Annotated in this window: 16 protein-coding genes; 9 read left to right on the forward strand and 7 right to left on the reverse strand. The window is 43.2% G+C overall.

Features of this window, described 5'->3' with window-relative positions; genetic code table 11:
- Positions 1-10 precede the first annotated feature (10 nt).
- On the reverse strand, positions 11-1,120 hold the full coding sequence (locus HCR01_RS05405) for an ATP-binding protein (protein WP_193195588.1): 1,110 nt from the start codon (positions 1,118-1,120) through the stop codon (positions 11-13).
- A 160-nt stretch (positions 1,121-1,280) separates the two neighbouring features.
- Here HCR01_RS05405 and HCR01_RS05410 point away from each other — a divergent pair, with 160 nt between their 5' ends.
- Both HCR01_RS05410 and blaOXA read left to right on the forward strand, forming a co-directional pair.
- Positions 1,281-4,025 carry a cation-translocating P-type ATPase gene (locus tag HCR01_RS05410; RefSeq protein ID WP_193195250.1) on the forward strand — a complete coding sequence of 915 codons (2,745 nt, stop codon included), beginning with the start codon at positions 1,281-1,283 and terminating at the stop codon, positions 4,023-4,025.
- 161 nt (positions 4,026-4,186) lie between these two features.
- Positions 4,187-5,038, forward strand: coding sequence for a class D beta-lactamase (gene blaOXA, locus HCR01_RS05415; protein WP_226889151.1), 852 nt, complete (start codon positions 4,187-4,189; stop codon positions 5,036-5,038).
- 62 nt (positions 5,039-5,100) lie between these two features.
- Here blaOXA and HCR01_RS05420 read toward each other — a convergent pair whose 3' ends face one another.
- Together HCR01_RS05420 and cobU are read right to left on the reverse strand one after the other, a co-directional pair.
- The gene (locus HCR01_RS05420; RefSeq protein ID WP_193195251.1) at positions 5,101-5,532 is read right to left on the reverse strand and encodes a hypothetical protein; all 432 of its coding nucleotides are present in this window, start codon (positions 5,530-5,532) and stop codon (positions 5,101-5,103) included.
- A 52-nt stretch (positions 5,533-5,584) separates the two neighbouring features.
- Positions 5,585-6,160: a bifunctional adenosylcobinamide kinase/adenosylcobinamide-phosphate guanylyltransferase gene (gene cobU, locus HCR01_RS05425; protein ID WP_193195252.1), complete on the reverse strand. Its 576-nt coding sequence runs from the start codon at positions 6,158-6,160 to the stop codon at positions 5,585-5,587.
- Positions 6,161-6,382: 222 nt separating this feature from the next.
- Here cobU and HCR01_RS05430 point away from each other — a divergent pair, with 222 nt between their 5' ends.
- The 4 genes from HCR01_RS05430 (at position 6,383) to hpsU (ending at position 10,103) form a co-directional block, all read left to right on the forward strand.
- Positions 6,383-7,201 (forward strand): hypothetical protein, encoded by an 819-nt coding sequence (locus HCR01_RS05430; protein WP_193195253.1) that lies wholly within the window; start codon positions 6,383-6,385, stop codon positions 7,199-7,201.
- 236 nt (positions 7,202-7,437) lie between these two features.
- Complete coding sequence (locus HCR01_RS05435; RefSeq protein WP_193195254.1) at positions 7,438-8,379, forward strand: glycosyltransferase; 942 nt, start codon at positions 7,438-7,440, stop codon at positions 8,377-8,379.
- A 13-nt stretch (positions 8,380-8,392) separates the two neighbouring features.
- Positions 8,393-9,334 (forward strand): glycosyltransferase family 2 protein, encoded by a 942-nt coding sequence (locus tag HCR01_RS05440; protein WP_193195255.1) that lies wholly within the window; start codon positions 8,393-8,395, stop codon positions 9,332-9,334.
- Positions 9,335-9,539: 205 nt separating this feature from the next.
- Complete coding sequence (gene hpsU, locus HCR01_RS05445; RefSeq protein ID WP_193195256.1) at positions 9,540-10,103, forward strand: hormogonium polysaccharide biosynthesis acetyltransferase HpsU; 564 nt, start codon at positions 9,540-9,542, stop codon at positions 10,101-10,103.
- A gap of 37 nt (positions 10,104-10,140) precedes the next feature.
- On the opposite strand, the gene HCR01_RS05450 is transcribed toward hpsU, so the two are convergent.
- The 3 genes from HCR01_RS05450 to HCR01_RS05460 all read right to left on the reverse strand — a co-directional run bounded on the left by HCR01_RS05450 (position 10,141) and on the right by HCR01_RS05460 (position 14,723).
- The gene (locus HCR01_RS05450) at positions 10,141-10,935 is read right to left on the reverse strand and encodes a DUF928 domain-containing protein (protein ID WP_193195257.1); all 795 of its coding nucleotides are present in this window, start codon (positions 10,933-10,935) and stop codon (positions 10,141-10,143) included.
- Positions 10,936-11,203: 268 nt separating this feature from the next.
- Positions 11,204-13,516, reverse strand: coding sequence for a CHASE2 domain-containing protein (locus tag HCR01_RS05455; protein WP_193195590.1), 2,313 nt, complete (start codon positions 13,514-13,516; stop codon positions 11,204-11,206).
- 259 nt (positions 13,517-13,775) lie between these two features.
- Positions 13,776-14,723, reverse strand: coding sequence for a DUF1822 family protein (locus HCR01_RS05460; protein WP_193195258.1), 948 nt, complete (start codon positions 14,721-14,723; stop codon positions 13,776-13,778).
- 267 nt (positions 14,724-14,990) lie between these two features.
- Here HCR01_RS05460 and HCR01_RS05465 point away from each other — a divergent pair, with 267 nt between their 5' ends.
- Positions 14,991-15,164 (forward strand): hypothetical protein, encoded by a 174-nt coding sequence (locus tag HCR01_RS05465; protein ID WP_193195259.1) that lies wholly within the window; start codon positions 14,991-14,993, stop codon positions 15,162-15,164.
- 51 nt (positions 15,165-15,215) lie between these two features.
- A complete protein-coding gene (locus tag HCR01_RS05470) occupies positions 15,216-15,365 on the forward strand; it encodes a hypothetical protein (RefSeq protein WP_193195611.1) in 150 nt (49 codons plus the stop codon).
- Between the two features lie 394 nt (positions 15,366-15,759).
- Here the strand turns inward: HCR01_RS05470 and HCR01_RS05475 are convergent, their stop codons facing one another.
- On the reverse strand, positions 15,760-15,912 hold the full coding sequence (locus HCR01_RS05475) for a hypothetical protein (RefSeq protein WP_193195260.1): 153 nt from the start codon (positions 15,910-15,912) through the stop codon (positions 15,760-15,762).
- Between HCR01_RS05475 and HCR01_RS05480 the strand changes: the two genes are divergently transcribed.
- Entirely contained in the window at positions 15,911-16,870 is a 960-nt protein-coding gene (locus HCR01_RS05480; protein WP_193195261.1) for an orange carotenoid protein N-terminal domain-containing protein, read from the forward strand. The genes HCR01_RS05475 and HCR01_RS05480 overlap by 2 nt on opposite strands.
- Positions 16,871-17,180 lie beyond the last annotated feature (310 nt).

Raw genomic sequence — 17,180 nt, forward strand, 5'->3', positions numbered from 1 at the left:
TCTACAGAGGTTAACTCAACCGCTGACGCAACCACAAAGCTAGTAAAGGTAATGCCAGTTGATAACTCTGCTCAGCACTGTAAATCAAACCTTTATGCTGTAACCCATTCAAAGCACCCTGAAGGCTACCACCCCTCGAAAGTCCATTTTTTTGAATGTAATCTTTGCTTTGCGGTTTGTCTGTGGGATCTAGAGCCAAACATTCCAAAAGATGCACCTGATTTGCTGGAAGTAGCATCAGTAATGACTCAAACGTGATAGACAGGTCTTGGAGCAGTCCAGCAATTGCTTGCTCTACCTCTTGCTCAGTAATTAATTTATCAGGACGACACAAAGTTTGCAGGCGGCGAATTAGTGCCATAGCATCGCCAATGTGTCCCTGTACAGCATCTAAAAATAGTTGTAGTGCTTTTGAGCGAGAATCAAATGTTAGTCCCTGTGTATGCAACGTTTCCCTAGTTAACACTGCTAAAACGTCCTTAGCTAAGGGTGGTAATTGTACAGTTTCTAGAGGATAGTTAGTCTCATCTGCATGATTACTTGTCTCAGCAATAGTTGCTATGAGAACGTAACTAACATGAGTATGCACTTTAATTTCTCGCCTGAATGTGGCTTCCCACAAACCATTGCGATCCCAAGAGCGGATGTGAGGGAAACTCTGCAAAATCAGCACTACTCGCTTATGCAAATCAATAGCCATGATTTGCGGCAACTCTAGCAATAGTTCAAATGCTTGCCATAGTTGTTGGTTGAACGCATCTGCTTTGACATTTGGCGATCGCAATAGTTTTAGTTTCCCACCATTTCCCTCCAACACGTAAATAAAAAACTGACTAGCACTCTTGACAACCCAATCTTGAACTTTTGCTGGTTGCCAGTTTTGGCTAATCGCCTCTGCTAGCAACTGTACAAATCGCTCCCCATCTGTAGCGCGGATGCAGTCTATTTCCAGCACGATCGCACCGACTTCTTGCGCTGCTCCCCGCACTAAGGTACGCCGTCCGCCTCCAGGTACTCCAGTAATCAGCAAGTCGCCATCCTGGGCAAGTACTTCAACAATGCGCTGAAATTCTGCTGATCGCCCAATTAATTGCAAAGGAGTAGACAAATCCAAATTCACCCGCCTTTCGCCTGTAACGAAAGCATACTCACTTCTGTGATTACTCAGCAACCATTGAGGACAACTATGATTAGTATCAAAAACAAATAGTGCTATAAAATGCTTGACACTAATAAATCGTGCCATATTAGATTTGACACTTTTAAAAAGGATTACAAATATGGCTCAGGCAGTGTCTACCATTGCGCCAGAAGATAAACAGCTTATCTGGCATAGTTTGGATATTTCCCAAGCGATCGCCCGCTTGCAAAGTGATGCCGAGACAGGTTTAAGTAGCGCGACGGCAAAACAGCTATTAACTGATTTAGGGGCTAACGAACTTACTGCCAAAAAAGGCAAACCCTGGTGGTGGAAATTTCTGCTGCAATTTAACCAGCCATTGCTAATTATTTTGCTGTGTGCGGGTTTTGTGAAAGCAATAACTGGCAGTTTGGTGAATGCGGGGGTAATTTGGGGCGTCACTACCACCAACGCCATTATTGGATTTATTCAGGAATCGAAAGCCGAAAGTGCGATCGCAGCCCTAGCTAAAGCTATTACCACAGAAGCTACTGTCATCCGCAATGGTCAAAAATTACGCATTCCCTCACGAGAATTAGTTCCTGGTGATATTGTGTTGCTGACTTCTGGCGACAAAGTACCAGCAGATTTACGCTTAATCCAAGTGCGGAACTTGCAAATTGATGAATCTGCTCTCACAGGTGAGTCGGTAGCCGTAGAAAAAGACACTCGTGTTTTAAATCTGCACGCAGCTTTAGCAGAGCGTAAAAATATGGCTTATGCCGGAGGCTTCGTTACTTTTGGGCAAGGGACTGGTATTGTAGTTGCTACAGGAAACGCCACCGAGACAGGGCGAATTTCCCAGTTAATGCAGCAGCATATCGACATTTCCACGCCCTTAACCCGAAAATTCGACAAATTCAGTCAGAATTGGCTGTACATGGTGCTAGGGCTAGCTAGCCTCTGCTTTGTGGTGGGATTAAGCTTTCGGGGCTTTCAAGAAGCCTTAGAAGCTGCGATCGCTTTAACAGTAAGTGCCATCCCAGAAGGTTTACCAGCCGTAGTTACAGTCACACTAGCCATAGGTGTTTCGCGGATGGCGCGGCGTCATGCCATTATTCGCAAATTGCCAGCAGTGGAAACCTTGGGTAGCGCTACCGTCATCTGTTCCGATAAAACTGGGACTTTGACAGAAAACCAAATGACAGTGCAAGCAATCTACGCTGGGGGACATCAATATACAGTCAGCGGTTTAGGTTACGCACCAACGGGAGAAATCCTCATCGATGACAAACCAGTGAACTTAAACGGTGAGAAGGGTTTGCAAGAATGCCTGTTAGCAGGATTGCTGTGCAATGACTCCCATATAGAAAAGAAGGATGACAAGTGGATAGTCATGGGAGATCCCACAGAGGGAGCCTTAATTGCATCAGCTAACAAAGCGGGTTTCAGCCAGTCTACCCTAGCAAAGCAAATGCCTAAGCTGGATGGAATTCCGTTTGAATCTGAGTTCCAATACATGGCAACTTTGCACACTACTCCCAAAGGAAAGACTATTTATGTCAAGGGTTCAGTAGAGGCAATTCTCCAACGCTGCAATCTGATGCTAAATAATGATGGACAACCCCGCCCGCTAGATTGTGTAGAAACTTTAAAGCAAACCACTATTGAGAGGGAAGTAAATATCATGGCACGGCAGGGCTTGCGAGTATTAGCTTTGGCGAAAAAGCCTGTCAGCGAGCAACAAAATACGGTAGATCATCCAGATATTGCCACCGGGTTAATTTTCTTAGGGTTGCAGGGGATGATTGATCCGCCACGTGAAAGTGCAATTAGGGCAGTACAAGCCTGTCAATCGGCGGGAATCCAGGTAAAGATGATTACCGGAGATCATGCGGTTACAGCACAGGCGATCGCTCGCCGCTTGGGAATCAACAAAAATGGCTCAGTTCTAGCTTTTACAGGCGCAGAACTCACGCAAATGGATAAAACAGAACTCGCCCAAGTTGCCGAAGAGGGAGTAGTCTTTGCCCGTGTCGCACCAGAACAAAAGCTGCGTTTAGTCGAAGCTTTACAATCAAAAGGCGAAGTAGTCGCCATGACGGGGGATGGTGTGAATGATGCACCAGCTTTGAAACAAGCAGATATTGGTATTGCGATGGGTGGTGCTGGTACAGAAGTAGCCAAAGAAGCATCTGATATGCTACTTACTGATGATAACTTTGCCTCCATTGAAGCTGCTGTAGAGGAAGGACGCGCGGTTTACAAAAACCTCCTAAAAGCGATTTGTTTTATCTTGCCTGTCAACGGTGGGGAATCAATGACGATTCTTATTAGCACATTACTTGCTAGAGATTTACCAATTTTATCCCTACAAATTCTCTGGTTGAATATGCTGAATTCCATCACAATGACAGTACCTTTAGCATTTGAACCGAAGGCGCAAAATGTTATGCAACAACAGCCGCGTCGTCCTAATGAACCATTGCTATCGGGGAGTCGCATCAAGCGAATTTTAGCAATTTCTCTGTTTAACTGGATTGTCATATTCGGAGTATTTGAATACATCCGCCAAATAACTGGCAATGTGGATTTAGCTCGGACAATGGCGATTAATTCTCTAATTGCTGGACGAATATTCTATTTATTGAGTATTAGTCAATTAATTCCAAATCTCATTGCTAAGATGGATGGAACAATTAAAGAAAATGTTAATATTCCTGCAATTGGTTTTGGGATTATTGGGGCAATTATTTTACAAATCATTTTTGCTCATGTGCCGTTAATTAATGAGGTTTTTTCAACAGCACCATTGAGTTTGCAGCAATGGTTATTTTGTTTAGCGGTAGGTTCACCGATGATTATATGGGCGACAGTTGTGAATCGTTTTGATCCACCAAATTAACAATTTTAGAAGTTTTGCAGGTTATAGGGACGTTAGGATGAGAAAATTAGGTAAATCGACTCGTCACGGCGTTAGCCTAGTACGAGCATCGGAGTCGCCAATCCCCGATCCCCAATCCCTTTTACGTTTAAGTGTCTTTTAATCTGTAAGGAGAAAAAATCTTGTTTCGCATCTGGCGATTAAAATTTGTTGTTTTCACAGTCATTGGATGCCTTACTTTGCTAACCATAATTAACTTTGGGGCAATGCATGTTCTGGCTCAATCTTCTGTAACTTCAACAGTGATTGCTCAAGCACCAAATCTAGGGCGACACTTCAAAAAATTTGGGCTTGAGGGTTCGATCTTGATTTACGACTTAAATAAAAACCGAACCTACGAACATAATTTTCAACGTAACGCAACTGCAATTATTCCAGGTTCAACATTCAAAATTTTCAACGCGATGGTGGCTCTTGAAACTGGTATCATTCCTGATGATGTGGCTGTCCTGACTTGGGATGGAATTCACCGGAATATTGATGCGTGGAATCATGATACGAATTTGCGTCAAGCCTTCAAGGATTCAACTGTCTGGTTCTATAAAGTACTAGCACGCAAAGCTGGACATGAGCGGATGCAGCAATTGATTAATAAAGTTAATTATGGCAACCGTCAAATTGGTACTGCCGCAGACATTGATCGTTTCTGGTTGCAAGGGCCATTAAAAATTACACCCAAAGAGCAAATAGAGTTTTTGCAAAGGTTGTATAGAGGCAATTTGCCCTTCTCGCAACGGACAATGAATCTTGTCAAAGATATTATGGTGCGCGAACAAACTCCAGACTACACACTGCGAGCAAAAACGGGATGGCTAGATAGCACTAACCCAGAAGTTGGTTGGTTCGTGGGCTATTTAGAACAGAATAAAAACGTTTATTTCTTTGCGACAACCATTGACATGTATAAGCCAGAGGATGCAGTCGCGAGAATCGAGATTACACGACGAAGTTTTAAGGATTTGGGATTGCTATAAGATAGGCTGATGCCCTAAAGAGGGACATCACCAATTGAGCTTTTTTGATTTTGTTCGTGACTTCAGTTATTTGCTGAGGGAAGATTATCCAGAAGCCGTTTACGAATTAGCACTAGTTGTTCTTGGCTATTAATTGGGCTACGCGGTGCTGGTAGCTCTGTATTCGGCCAGTTAGGTAAATTATTACAGGGACATAATAATGCTGGTATACCAACGTTTCGTGCGGCTACTGGCATAGCGCAACGGCTGCAAGGTAGCATATCCCATTCTGATGTCAATAGTTCAGCAATGGTTTCTTGCGTACCTTCCAAGTAGCAATCACCTGATTCTGGCGAGAGAATTTTTTGCCAGCACTCTTCAAATTCTTGACTATAGCGATCGCCTTTTAGTACTGGTTGGGGCAAAAAGCTTGCCTGACCATTACCCGTGATAACTCTCTTACCTAACTGAAACCAGTAGGCAAGATATTCTCTAACTTCTTGTTTGGTTGCCATATTACAATTTTAGATTTTAGATTTGAGATTTTGGCTTAATTTGAATCAAGAGTTAAGAATCTTGACTCTTTACTTCTCCTGCTTCCTCTATATTTGGCAATGGTGAACCAAGAACACTGAGATTGAGGACATGACCGCCAGTGACTAAATAAACGGCTTCGCTAAGCAGACCTAACTGGCGCACCAGAGAACCCAGGCGATCGCGGAATGTCCGACCAAGAGGGTAAGCTGGTACTACACCCCAACCCGTTTCTTCTGCAACAAATAGCATATCAGCAGCAACCAGCTGCACCGTCTCCAACAACTCTGTAAGGACATTTTCCCAGCTGAGGTCGTCTTGTTCTAAGAAATTAGCTACCCAAGTTCCCAAAGAATCAATCAACAGACAAGTATTCGGCTTCGCATCAGCTAGGGTAGCAGACAGTTCTATAGGTACACAGAGCGTCACCCAGTCTTGAGGGCGACGATTTTGGTGTTTTTGAATGCGTTTGTGCCACTCTTGGTCATCTGGGTTGTCATTAGCTGTTGCTATATAAACAACTGCTTTCCCCGACTGCATCGCCAAAGTTTCCGCCCACTCACTTTTACCAGATCGTGCTGGCCCTGTGACTAAGATGACTTTACCCAAAGTTGTTTCCTTAGTATCTTAGAAAAGATAACTATGGTACTAATTTATTACCACAGTTTTTTACTTTACAGGTGAAATTTTTGCTAACAAATAACTTTTAGGAGATAAAATTAGCACCAGCACAGCATCTTTGATGCCACAAATGGCAAGAGCCGAAATCCCAACAACCCCATTCATAATTATTTAACACCATTGGGGACAGCAAATTTAAGGTTATCTTTTATGAAAGCAGGCTTAAAACGCATTGAGGCAACTCTACACGATATAGGGACTCGCGGCACTGCCTCCGCCGATCAAACAGGTGATTCGACAAAGCGGCCTTTCTCCTTTAGGATTAGCGTCGGCGCAAATGAACCTACAGAAAGCACACAGACGCCATCTGAAGAGGACGTAAAAGCACAAGGGCAAACAGTAGACCTTGATGTAGATGCCGATGGAGACTATTCAGCCGAACAAAATTTATTTCCCCAACATGACTCTGTGCAGACCTTTCAAGCACAAGAGAGTGATGATAAAACACCGAGTCTACCCAAGTTTAAAACTCCTAGCTTAAGTAGTCATCGCCACGGAGCCAATCCAACCTTGGCGATGAATCTATTACAAGAAATTCAGGAAATTGTCGCTGGTTGGCAAAATGAACTGCAAAAAATATTACAGCAAATTCAAGATATTTATTTAGAAGGGCCAATTGTTAACGGCTGGTTAGAATCTAATCTGCAAGAACCAGAACAGGGAGGAACTGCAACACTGCGCCATGCGGAAGTTGACCGACTCATGGACTACGTAGAAGAAATCTGCGCGACTGGTAAGAAAGTATCTTATCAATCATCCAGTACTGGCTATCGCCTCTGTGGCGTGGATAATTCTGGTAAAGTCTGGTCACGTCCATGTCCATCGGATCAAGTTCCCACAGTCAGCATGGCAATCGCTCGTTACCAAAAGTTACGTCAACTATTGGGGCGCAAGCAATATCTGGAAACCCGTCTGAGTCAATTAGCTCAAACGCTCGTGGTTTTACACAGTCACATCCAACAAACATAAAAAACCATGTCCCTTGTGGGCACGGGAGATGCGGCATGGGGAAGAATTATGCCTCGTCCTCTATGCGGCGGATGAGGTTTTCCGCCGCTTATTATAAAGTTTTAAAAATTATATCCGAAGAAACTCGGTTGGTGGGTTGGGAATTTTTGGTTTAGATTAACAGGCAGCAAATGTAAATAGTGAACAGTTCTCTCTGAACACTGATAACTGACAATTGACAACTGATAACTAACAAAATGCCAGACCCTCAAATTTCTGCCATTATCTGCACTCATAACCGAGACATGTATTTAGGTGCTGCGATTGATAGCCTTTTGGCGCAAGATTTCACTACTGACTTTGAGGTTGTGGTCGTAGATAATGGGTCTGGCGATCGCACTCGTGAAGTTGTAGAACAAAGAGCCAGCGATCCCCGTCTGAAGTACATCTTTGAACCCACCATCGGTTTATCTGTTGCTCGGAACATCGGCGCAAAGGTTGCTCGTGGTGATATTCTTGCTTATTTAGATGACGATGCTGTAGCTAGCCCTAGCTGGCTGCAAGTTTTATATTTAGCCTACCAAGATAATTCTCAGTTAGCGATCGCAGGCGGCAAAGTCACTCTACTATGGCCCCCAGGTATTCAACAACCACGCTGGATATCTCCAGGATTAGCTGGAAATCTGGGAGCATACGACTTAGGTGACAGCATCATTTACATTGAACAACCAGGTTTAACACCCAGAGGCTTGAATTACTCTATCCGCCGCCGCTTTCTTGAAGAAATCGGAGGTTTTGATCCTCAGCTTGGTCGAGTTGGGAAAAATCTCTTATCTAATGAAGAACTGCAAATGACCGAATTAGCCCTACAGCGTGGTTGGCAAGTTGCTTATCTGCCCGAAGCTTTAGTGGCTCACAATGTTGCCCCAGAGAGGCTACAACGTTCCTGGTTTTTAAACCGAGGCTGGTGGCAAGGTATCAGTGAATGTTATCGGGAACAACTCTCCGGTAAAGCTGGTATCGCTCAATTGCAGCGTGGTAGCGAACGCTTTTTACGTGGTTTATATAAAGCAGTGCAATATTTCTCCGACCCAGCAGAACGATTTGACAAACTTGTATACGCTTATGGTCAGATTGGTTACTTAAATGCGGCTATTCAAGGTCTTTTATCTCAAAATCAAATAAAAAATAACAAATAAAAACTTAAATTTTATGTCATCTAAAATACCAGTTTCAGTACTAATTCCAGCCAAAAATGAAGAAGCAAACTTACCAGCCTGCCTCGCTAGCCTTATTAGAGCAGATGAGGTGTTTGTAGTAGATTCTCAAAGTACCGATAATAGTGTTGAAATTGCTAAAAGTCACGGTGCAAATGTCGTGCAATTCAGCTTCAATGGACAGTGGCCCAAAAAGAAAAATTGGTCTTTAGATAATCTCCCTTTTCGCAACGAATGGGTATTAATTGTAGATTGCGATGAGCGCATCACCCCCGAACTATGGGAAGAAATTGACCAAGCAATTCACAATAATCAAGATAACGGTTACTACCTGAATCGCCGTGTCTTTTTCTTAGGAAAATGGATTCGCCACGGTGGTAAATATCCTGATTGGAATCTGCGTTTATTCAAGCATCAAAAAGGTCGTTACGAAAACCTGAATACCGAAGATATTCCCAACACTGGTGATAACGAAGTTCACGAACATGTGATTTTACAGGGAAAAGTCGGGTATCTCAAAAATGATATGCTCCACGAAGATTTCCGCGATCTTTACCACTGGTTAGAACGGCACAACCGCTATTCCAACTGGGAAGCCCGTGTTTATTTCAATATTCTCACAGGTAAAGACGAGAGCGGCACTATTGGTGCAAATCTATTTGGTGATGCGGTACAACGTAAGCGCTTTTTGAAAAAAGTGTGGGTGCGTCTGCCATTTAAACCAATTTTACGATTTGTTTTGTTCTACATTATTCAGCGCGGTTTTTTGGATGGCAAAGCCGGATATATCTATGCACGCTTGCTGAGTCAATATGAATATCAAATTGGGGTCAAACTTTACGAATTACGTAACTGTGGTGGTCAGCTAAATACTACAACTACTTCTAAGTCTGTGCCAGCATCTCTAACTCAAGAAATTGGGCAAACAGCAAGTTAGAAGATATTGGAAAAGAGCAGGGGGAGAATAAATACTGTCTCTTGACCCTTGACTCTTGACAAATGACAAAGCGCAAAGTCTGATCCAAGGAAGCCTTGCCTCAGACGCCAGTGACGCTCCTGCGTCGCTACCGCTACGCTAACGCACAAGTCGCTTAACCCGCCCAAGCAACTGGCTCAACTTTGTAAGAGATGACAAATGATTAATGACCAATGACAAACCTTTTGTAGATTTACGTAAGTATGACCAATCCTGGTTTGATCGAGGGCGTCCAGGTTGGTATATTTTGTTGTGGTGGATTGTGCAGGCGATCGCTTTTCCCCTCACACCTCAACCACTCAATATTTTGCGTCGTGCTTTGCTGCGTTTGTTTGGCGCTCGTATTGGTAAAGGCGTGCTGATTCGACCTACGGCCCGCTTCACCTATCCTTGGAAAGTCACCATTGGCGACTACAGTTGGATTGGAGATGATGTAGTTTTATATAGTCTCGATCAGATACTTATCGGTGAACACTGCGTAATCTCGCAAAAAAGTTACTTATGTACTGGTAGTCATGATATCCAAGATCCTACTTTTGGTTTGAAAACAGCGAGTGTCACTGTTGGTAATGGTGCATGGGTAGCGGCAGATTGTTTTGTGGGGCCAGGAGTGCAAATTGGAGCTAATGCAGTAATTGGCGCTCGTAGTAGTGTTTTTAGTCACATACCTCCTGGACAGGTTGGTTGGGGAAACCCCTGCCGTCCCCAGTATTTGCGGCAGAAAAAATAGAGTAGAGACGTTGCAATGCAACGTCTCTACTCCTCATTTACCGTGTTTCTGAAAAAATCGGTTCAGCTGCTAATTTATCTAAACGGACGCTAGCAAGCAAATTCCGCCACTCTGCTTGAAGTTCTGGATTTTGAGGATTTTTCTGACGCAGTTCTGCGAGTGTCGTCAGTGCCTCGTACCATATCCCATTTTGGGCATAGATAACAACACGTTTTAGAGGATCTGCTGTCTTTAGCTCCTTAACAGTTGCCTGTTTCAGGTTGACTCGTTGTATCACCCCTTCAACGTAAATCGGCGGTGATTCTTTTTGTTGGTCACAATAAACGGTTAAAAACCAGCGGTATTGTTTGCCTACTTCTAATGGGGGAGCATTGGTAGGTAAAGAAACCTGGATTACTCCTGGACTTTCTGGTAGGGCGATCGCTTTTTGATAGATAGGGTTTGATTCTTGATCTTGCAGTACAAATTCAGCTGGATAGGTAGACTCCTTAGTATATGGCACATAAAACAACCAGCTTGGGCGTTCCACGGTTGTCAATCCCCAGACATTCTTGACTGTACTAGGTTTCTCGCTAAAGGGGACTAGAGCAGTGAGTTCAGTTTTGACAGATGGACACACACTTAAGCTGCCTCCACGGCTAGCTCCTCCAGTTGGACGACCTCCAGGAGGTGGCCCGGGTGGAGGCGGGGGGGGATTAAAGCGTACAACTTGAGCGCGAGCTGAAGCTGGTAGGGTTGGTTTTGCCAGTACTGAGGTTAGGCTACTTAGTAAACTTGTGCAGCTAAAAGCTACTATTAAAAACAGTTTTATTGGTTGCGAATTTGACTTCATAAAAACTTTTCCTTAAGTCAATTAGTGATGAACTAGGATTTTCAAGGAGCTTCAAAGCTTATTATTTCATCTAAAACTTCCAGCTTATGGGGTGGGCATGATTGTAATGCTAGCCCTGTCAATGCGGTGAAAAATTTGCTTTATCGGTGCTATTAAACTTAGTGTCTTAGTGCCTTTGTGGTTAATTAAATTAGTTTTTGTCAACACAGAGACACAAAGGCACAAAGAACATTAAACATGATGGCGAAGTCTTAGATATTTTTACTTTTTAAGTTTTTATTTTTGAATTATGAAATGACATCAAGCCAACTGTCGCTACCAACGACAAAGCCGATGGTACAAAAGGCACCCAAGCACCCAAAATTAACAGACCAAAGCAGAGTAGATATAGCACACCAGAGGTAACACCGACAGCTAATGCTAACAGAGGAAGCGATCGCCACTGCCAAGCAAGTATTCCCCCGACCAAAGACCAACCCCAAATCCAGATTACCTCAACCCACAATGACCAAACCTGCAGTAACGGACGCTTATCTAAGACATTACTGAGGATCTGGCTAACCATATGCGCTTGTACCAGCACTCCTGGCATTTGTTTGTCTAAAGAAGCTCCGTATGGCGTAGACCAGGTGTCTCGAAAATCTCCTTTTGCTACTACACCAATCAGAACAACTTTATCTTTGATGGCGCCGGGGTTGACTGGACTATATAGAAATTGCGTCAGCGTTACCTGCTCAGCTATCTGCTTTGAGGAGCGGTAGTTGAGTAAGATTTGACCATTGGGATCGATGCCTTGATAGCCCCCAGCGCGAGACTTCAGAGTCGAAAAAACATTATTGCCCAACTGCAAATTCCCTTGCAGAGTGAACTGAGGTTTAATTTTTAAAGGCAATAGATAGCGGAATACTAGTTGCATACTGAGTGCATGGGAAGCTGAACACAACGATGCTGCTTCTTGGTTCATAAACAGGAAATGCCGACGTAAAACCCCATCGCTATCTAGAACAAAATCGCTAAATCCTACACGCTCTTTTGGAATTTCCGGCGGCGGCTCAATGCCTTTAGTGTTTGCTGTTCGATCACTTCCCTTGCAGACGCCAATCAAGTTCTCAGTCTGTTGGAGACGAGTAGTTAAATCTTGCTCCTCAGCCGGAAAATCACGGTAAATATCCAAACCGATCGCTCTGGGATCGTACTGCTCCAGTTTTGCCAGCAGTTTGTTGAGAGATCTGTCAGATAGGGAAATTCCTTTGAATGATTCGCCATTTTGTCGTTGAGTTGCCAAGTCATTATCATCAATCGTCACTATTAACAAGCGTGAATCAATTCCTTCATCAGGACGCGATCGCATCATCAAGTCAAAGGCTTTTAGCTCTCCACTTTGCAGCAGTCCCAGAAACCTCATCCCACAGACTAAGGTTGCGATCGCTAGGCTAGAGAATAAAGGCACGTTAAATCTGCGTTGAAGAGAGGCAGATAAATTCGGTATTTCTTCGGTGTTTGCACACCTTAGTTCTTCCCAAGTCGGTGGCTTTTGGGCGGGATTTTGGCAAATTACTGGTAGCCAAGTTGCACAGGGAAATTTATCTTCTAGTCCTTGCAACCGTTCTCGTGCTTGCCGTACCGCCTGGTATAAAGATTCACCACCTGCAAAGCCTGCTAAAAAATACTTTAAAAACTCCTGGGCAACCCGGTCTGGTACGGGTTCGCGCATAATGATCATCTGGGGAATTTGCAAATCAGCCAATTCTCGCGCCAATCCCAACCCATCACAGGAGTTAAATATTGCCAGTTGCAACCCATTTTCAATAGCTTTTTTAAGAGCGTACTTCAACTCACCAATGCTGAGGCTATCAGTTTGATTCAGGTAAATTCGCCCACTTTCTCCATTTCCCTGACTGGAACTGTGACCAGCGAAGAAAAGAATATCCCAGTTTTTCCCCCAGAGATGGTCGGTCAATTCCTTGCGTTGTGGTTCTACTACAAAGCTAATATCCGCGTTACTACACTGTTGCAGTAAAGCTTGGTCAGCCTGAGTATCAATTCCCTGGCTATTACCGACAATTGCCAAAATATTCACTGCTTGGTTTCGGGTGCATGGTTTGATAATGCGATCGTAGGTCGGTGAAGCGAGGGCGATTTCAGTCTTGGGATAGCGTTCTAACAAGTCCCACAAATGCCAAGGTAATAGCTGCAATTGGTTATTTTCCGTTTGCAGAATCACCCGCACTTCTTCTGTGGGCAATAATCTTTCTAGCCATTTCTCCCGCAAGGGACGAAACTCCTCCGCCCGCAGCCAGGTGTTGAAACGTGCCCGCAAAATATGGGCAGTGTTTTCGCAGTCTTGGATCATTGATACATTTGTCACCTGCACTTTGTCAGCATGGAGGCGATAACGGTTGCCCAAATGTCGATAGCTAGACTGCCAGTGACTATAGTAAAGCGGCATTTCGGGTGATGGTGGTAGCTTACCCGTGATTTCTGTTGAGGGGCGATCGCATTCTTCACCAATCTGAAGGGTGACAGCAAATCCCTGCTCAAAACTACCCTCTCCAAATTTTAGAACTACTAACTTACCCATGACCGTCGCTTTGCTCCAATTCAAAATCACCGAATTTCTTATGCTTTTATCCTTGTCTTCTCCTGTGGTTGCGACGTTGCGCGTAGCTTGTTTCCCCATGAGGATGCGGGAATACCTACTCTATACACTTATGTTCTATGTTCTAGCCACTGCTCAAACTTCTTTTAAAGAGATGTTCAAAAAATCTAGTTAGAATTTTTACCCGAATTACCAATTACCAGTTAATAATTACCGAACCAAACTTGAAAATTTACATGCTTCAAATCATGAAATGTTCTGTGATGCTGGTATCATTCAATGCTACTTTAACGCTAAACTGCTCTGTGGATGCGCCACGAAACTGCAACTGAATGTAGTTGTCTGATTTTCTGGTTTGAGCTTCTAGAAACACCGCTCCTGAACTATCAATAACAGTCAGCTGCACTCCTGGTGGCAAGTAAATTTTATTACCAGTAGCGTGTAATTGGAGACGAATACTGGTTTGTTGGTCAGTTTCAGGAGTAATTTCCACCATCAACATGACGGGCTGGTTGAGAATTTGGATTCCCAAATCAATCAATTTTGCACGTCTGGTTACTGCTTCTGGCTGGTTAAGGGCATTTTTTTCCACGGTTTCAGTACTGCGAAAAGCATAAGCTGGTCTAAGTTCCGGCACGTTCCATAAAGATTCAATAGTTTGCCAGCCTGTCTCAAATATCCCAGCAAACCATTGACTCAAATTCACAAAAGGTGTTGCTAAATGATCAATTAACGCTTCTAAAGGTTGCAGTTGATTCAAAGGCAGTTTTTCAGTTGTGACTCTGGGGAGAAATCCCAGTAGCCTTGCTTCTTGAAGCGATTCATCAAATTGAACAACTAAATAACCTACTCGTTCTTCCCAGGTTTCTGGAGGAATCACACATGTCTGCTGATGCAGACGTACAGGGCGACACTCCAAACGACCAACTGAAGGTATCTCCAGATCAGCCACATTTGCACAGAGGCGGATGACGGGGTTCCAACTATCACTGGCTTGGAGGTTAGTAGGAATTTCCATCATCTGCAAGTAGTCATTCACCACCCATACAGCTAGTGTGTTCAGCCGCACTTGCTCTGCTTTTTCAAGAGTTGGCTGCTGATTGGCAAACTGCTGGGCAGTTATGCGAGCTATTTGGGAAATCGGCAAAGTTATTGCGGAATCGTCTAGCTGATAGGTGGTGTTATTCATACGTTAAGTCCCCAGTAATCAATGCTGCTATCTACATATCGCTCACATTCACTAAATTTATGCCACAAAAGAGAGTTTTAAATAATAAAAAAGAACTGACAATTGGCTGGGAACTAGGAGAGTTTCGGTAATCCCAATCATTATGTATCAAGTATGCATCCGTGAGAATTTGAGATAAAGCGCTTTTTGTCAATCAGTTAAGCGATCGCCATTAACCCTAGCATAAGTACGATATCTGCGTACTTTCCCCCTGATCAGAGTGGAGCGATGACTGTCTTGAAAGGTTTGGATATTTTCTCTAAGACAGGCTTTGCCAACGACAAGCCTTCTGGTGGACGTCTACGCCAGTTAGCTAAAGTCGGGAAACCTGCCCAAGCGACTGGCTCAGCTTTTCGCTACAGATTAAAACAATATTTCCTATTGAAAGTTAGAAAATATTGATTATGATTATAAATTTTTCTGTCCAGCTACTTACGATATACTAATCAATTCATGACCTCTTTTGTAACTAGCTTTTTTACCTCCCTTGGTGGGTTTATGGCGTTATACAAGCATACAGAAGTATCCTTTGAACGTATGGCTAGTTTACTATCTGGTGTATCCACAGATACTTTGGTAAGTTACGTCGCGCTGACCAAGTGATTGTATTGAAAGCAGGTAGAGTGGAAGTATAAGGGAAGTTTGATGAAATTCAGTAGACTAAAAAGTTTTGCGATCGCCACAAAGTTCTTTTCATTAAAAAAAATCTGAAACCCTTAATTCAAAATACTTTAATTCATCTTGAGCAAATAAAATTCATTTCTAGCTTGCAATCACTGCAAAATGTATTGTTATTCCAGTAATTAGTTAGCAAATTATATTTATTTACCTACATAGATAGATGCTTTATTAATTTATATTCCTCAAGAAATATAAATAATCTAAAAAACTTACTTTTTTTGGGATATCAACTTAGTTTCAAAAATAATTGATATGCATTTTTCTCAATGATATCCATCAGATAAATCTTATAAATCTTAGTCTTTTGTTAATGTTTTCAAGCTACCATACTAGAGTAGTTAATGGCTCGAACTTGGATATCTAGGGATGGTTGTGTCATCCCGGAAAAATCCCCTAGATTTATCCCCCAAGCTGCAAAGTTTAGCTGAAAGCAACCAATTAATAGGTAAATCTCTGAGGTAATAAGCATGAATTACACTATCGAGTCCGCGCGTAACATTTTTTCTAACACCCAGGTGGCGGATGCGGTTCCAGCCACCACAGCAATGTTTGCCAAACTCAACATTGACGACAAACTAGCATTTCTCTGGTACGCCTACACCGAATTAGGTCGTACAATTACTCCCGCTGCTCCAGGAAAGGCAAATCTGCAATTGATGGAAGGTATATTCAACCAAATTAAGCAGATGTCTCATGAAGAACAAACGCAATTAATGAGGGATCTTGCAACCAATGCTGACACTCCCATCAGCCGTTCCTATGCATACTTTGGTGTCAATGCAAAGCTGGGTTTTTGGTGGCAGCTAGGAGAGTGGATGAAACAGGGTATCGTTGCTCCCATGCCATTCGGTTATCAAATGTCAGCTGAAGTTAAAGCAGTACTAGAAGCAGTCCAGAAAATCGACCAGAGTCAGCAAATTACTGTACTACGAAATACTGTAGTAAACATGGGATTCGATCCGGCTCAGGCTTCCACAAAGGAGGCAGAAGTCATAAACTTCACATTCCCCCGTACATCTCAACTTCCTCAATTACCTATTGAGGGAGTAACAGAGCCAACAGTGCTGAAATACATTGAAGCGATGAACGCAGATAATGTTGAAGCTGCTGTTGCTTTATTTGCTAACAACGGTGCATTGCAACCGCCTTTCCAAAAACCGATTGTCGGGCGAGAGGCTATCACCGCCTATTTACAAGATGAAGGACAAGGCTTGGTCATGAAACCAACCAAGGGCATTTCGGAAAGCATAGAAGATGGTTATACACAGCATAAAATTACTGGTACGGTCGAAACTCCTTGGTTTGGGGGTAACGTCGGTATGAACATTGCTTGGCGATTCTTACTCGACCCCCAAGGACAAATTTACTTTGTGGCGATTGATTTATTAGCATCTCCTAAAGAACTGCTCAACCTGGTACGTAAATAGTTTGCTAGTAGTCCGTCTTCGTAACTTTAGCGGATGGGAAAAGGGTAAAGGATAAAGGGAAAAGGTGCTTATCTAAATGGCACGCCTGAAGTGTGCGTGTCATTTGGAATAAAACTATTTCTCAGGGACTAGTACACTTTGGCTTGGTAACTTCTTCCCCATTACCCATGCCCAAAAACTCCATCCCGCAAGTGACTTGGAGTTTTTCATTTTACAAAATGAAGCCAGTAATAGTGACAGTGATGGCTATATGAGGCATCAAAATAATTCGTAATTTAAATACCTGCAAAGCGGGAAACAAGCTACGTAA

Source organism: Nostoc sp. MG11 (assembly GCF_014904695.1).
Taxonomy (GTDB): domain Bacteria; phylum Cyanobacteriota; class Cyanobacteriia; order Cyanobacteriales; family Nostocaceae; genus Komarekiella.

Bases quoted from the DNA above. Each gene is read 5' to 3' on its own strand.
- HCR01_RS05440 (WP_193195255.1), top strand. From the start codon at position 8,393: ATGTCATCTAAAATACCAGTTTCAGTACTAATTCCAGCCAAAAATGAA.
- HCR01_RS05465 (WP_193195259.1), top strand. From the start codon at position 14,991: ATGACTGTCTTGAAAGGTTTGGATATTTTCTCTAAGACAGGCTTTGCC.
- HCR01_RS05435 (WP_193195254.1), top strand. From the start codon at position 7,438: ATGCCAGACCCTCAAATTTCTGCCATTATCTGCACTCATAACCGAGAC.
- HCR01_RS05470 (WP_193195611.1), top strand. From the start codon at position 15,216: ATGACCTCTTTTGTAACTAGCTTTTTTACCTCCCTTGGTGGGTTTATG.
- HCR01_RS05420 (WP_193195251.1), bottom strand. From the start codon at position 5,532: ATGGCAACCAAACAAGAAGTTAGAGAATATCTTGCCTACTGGTTTCAG.
- hpsU (WP_193195256.1), top strand. From the start codon at position 9,540: ATGACCAATGACAAACCTTTTGTAGATTTACGTAAGTATGACCAATCC.
- HCR01_RS05430 (WP_193195253.1), top strand. From the start codon at position 6,383: ATGAAAGCAGGCTTAAAACGCATTGAGGCAACTCTACACGATATAGGG.
- HCR01_RS05475 (WP_193195260.1), bottom strand. From the start codon at position 15,912: ATGCTTATTACCTCAGAGATTTACCTATTAATTGGTTGCTTTCAGCTA.
- HCR01_RS05410 (WP_193195250.1), top strand. From the start codon at position 1,281: ATGGCTCAGGCAGTGTCTACCATTGCGCCAGAAGATAAACAGCTTATC.
- HCR01_RS05450 (WP_193195257.1), bottom strand. From the start codon at position 10,935: ATGAAGTCAAATTCGCAACCAATAAAACTGTTTTTAATAGTAGCTTTT.
- HCR01_RS05460 (WP_193195258.1), bottom strand. From the start codon at position 14,723: ATGAATAACACCACCTATCAGCTAGACGATTCCGCAATAACTTTGCCG.
- HCR01_RS05480 (WP_193195261.1), top strand. From the start codon at position 15,911: ATGAATTACACTATCGAGTCCGCGCGTAACATTTTTTCTAACACCCAG.
- HCR01_RS05455 (WP_193195590.1), bottom strand. From the start codon at position 13,516: ATGGGTAAGTTAGTAGTTCTAAAATTTGGAGAGGGTAGTTTTGAGCAG.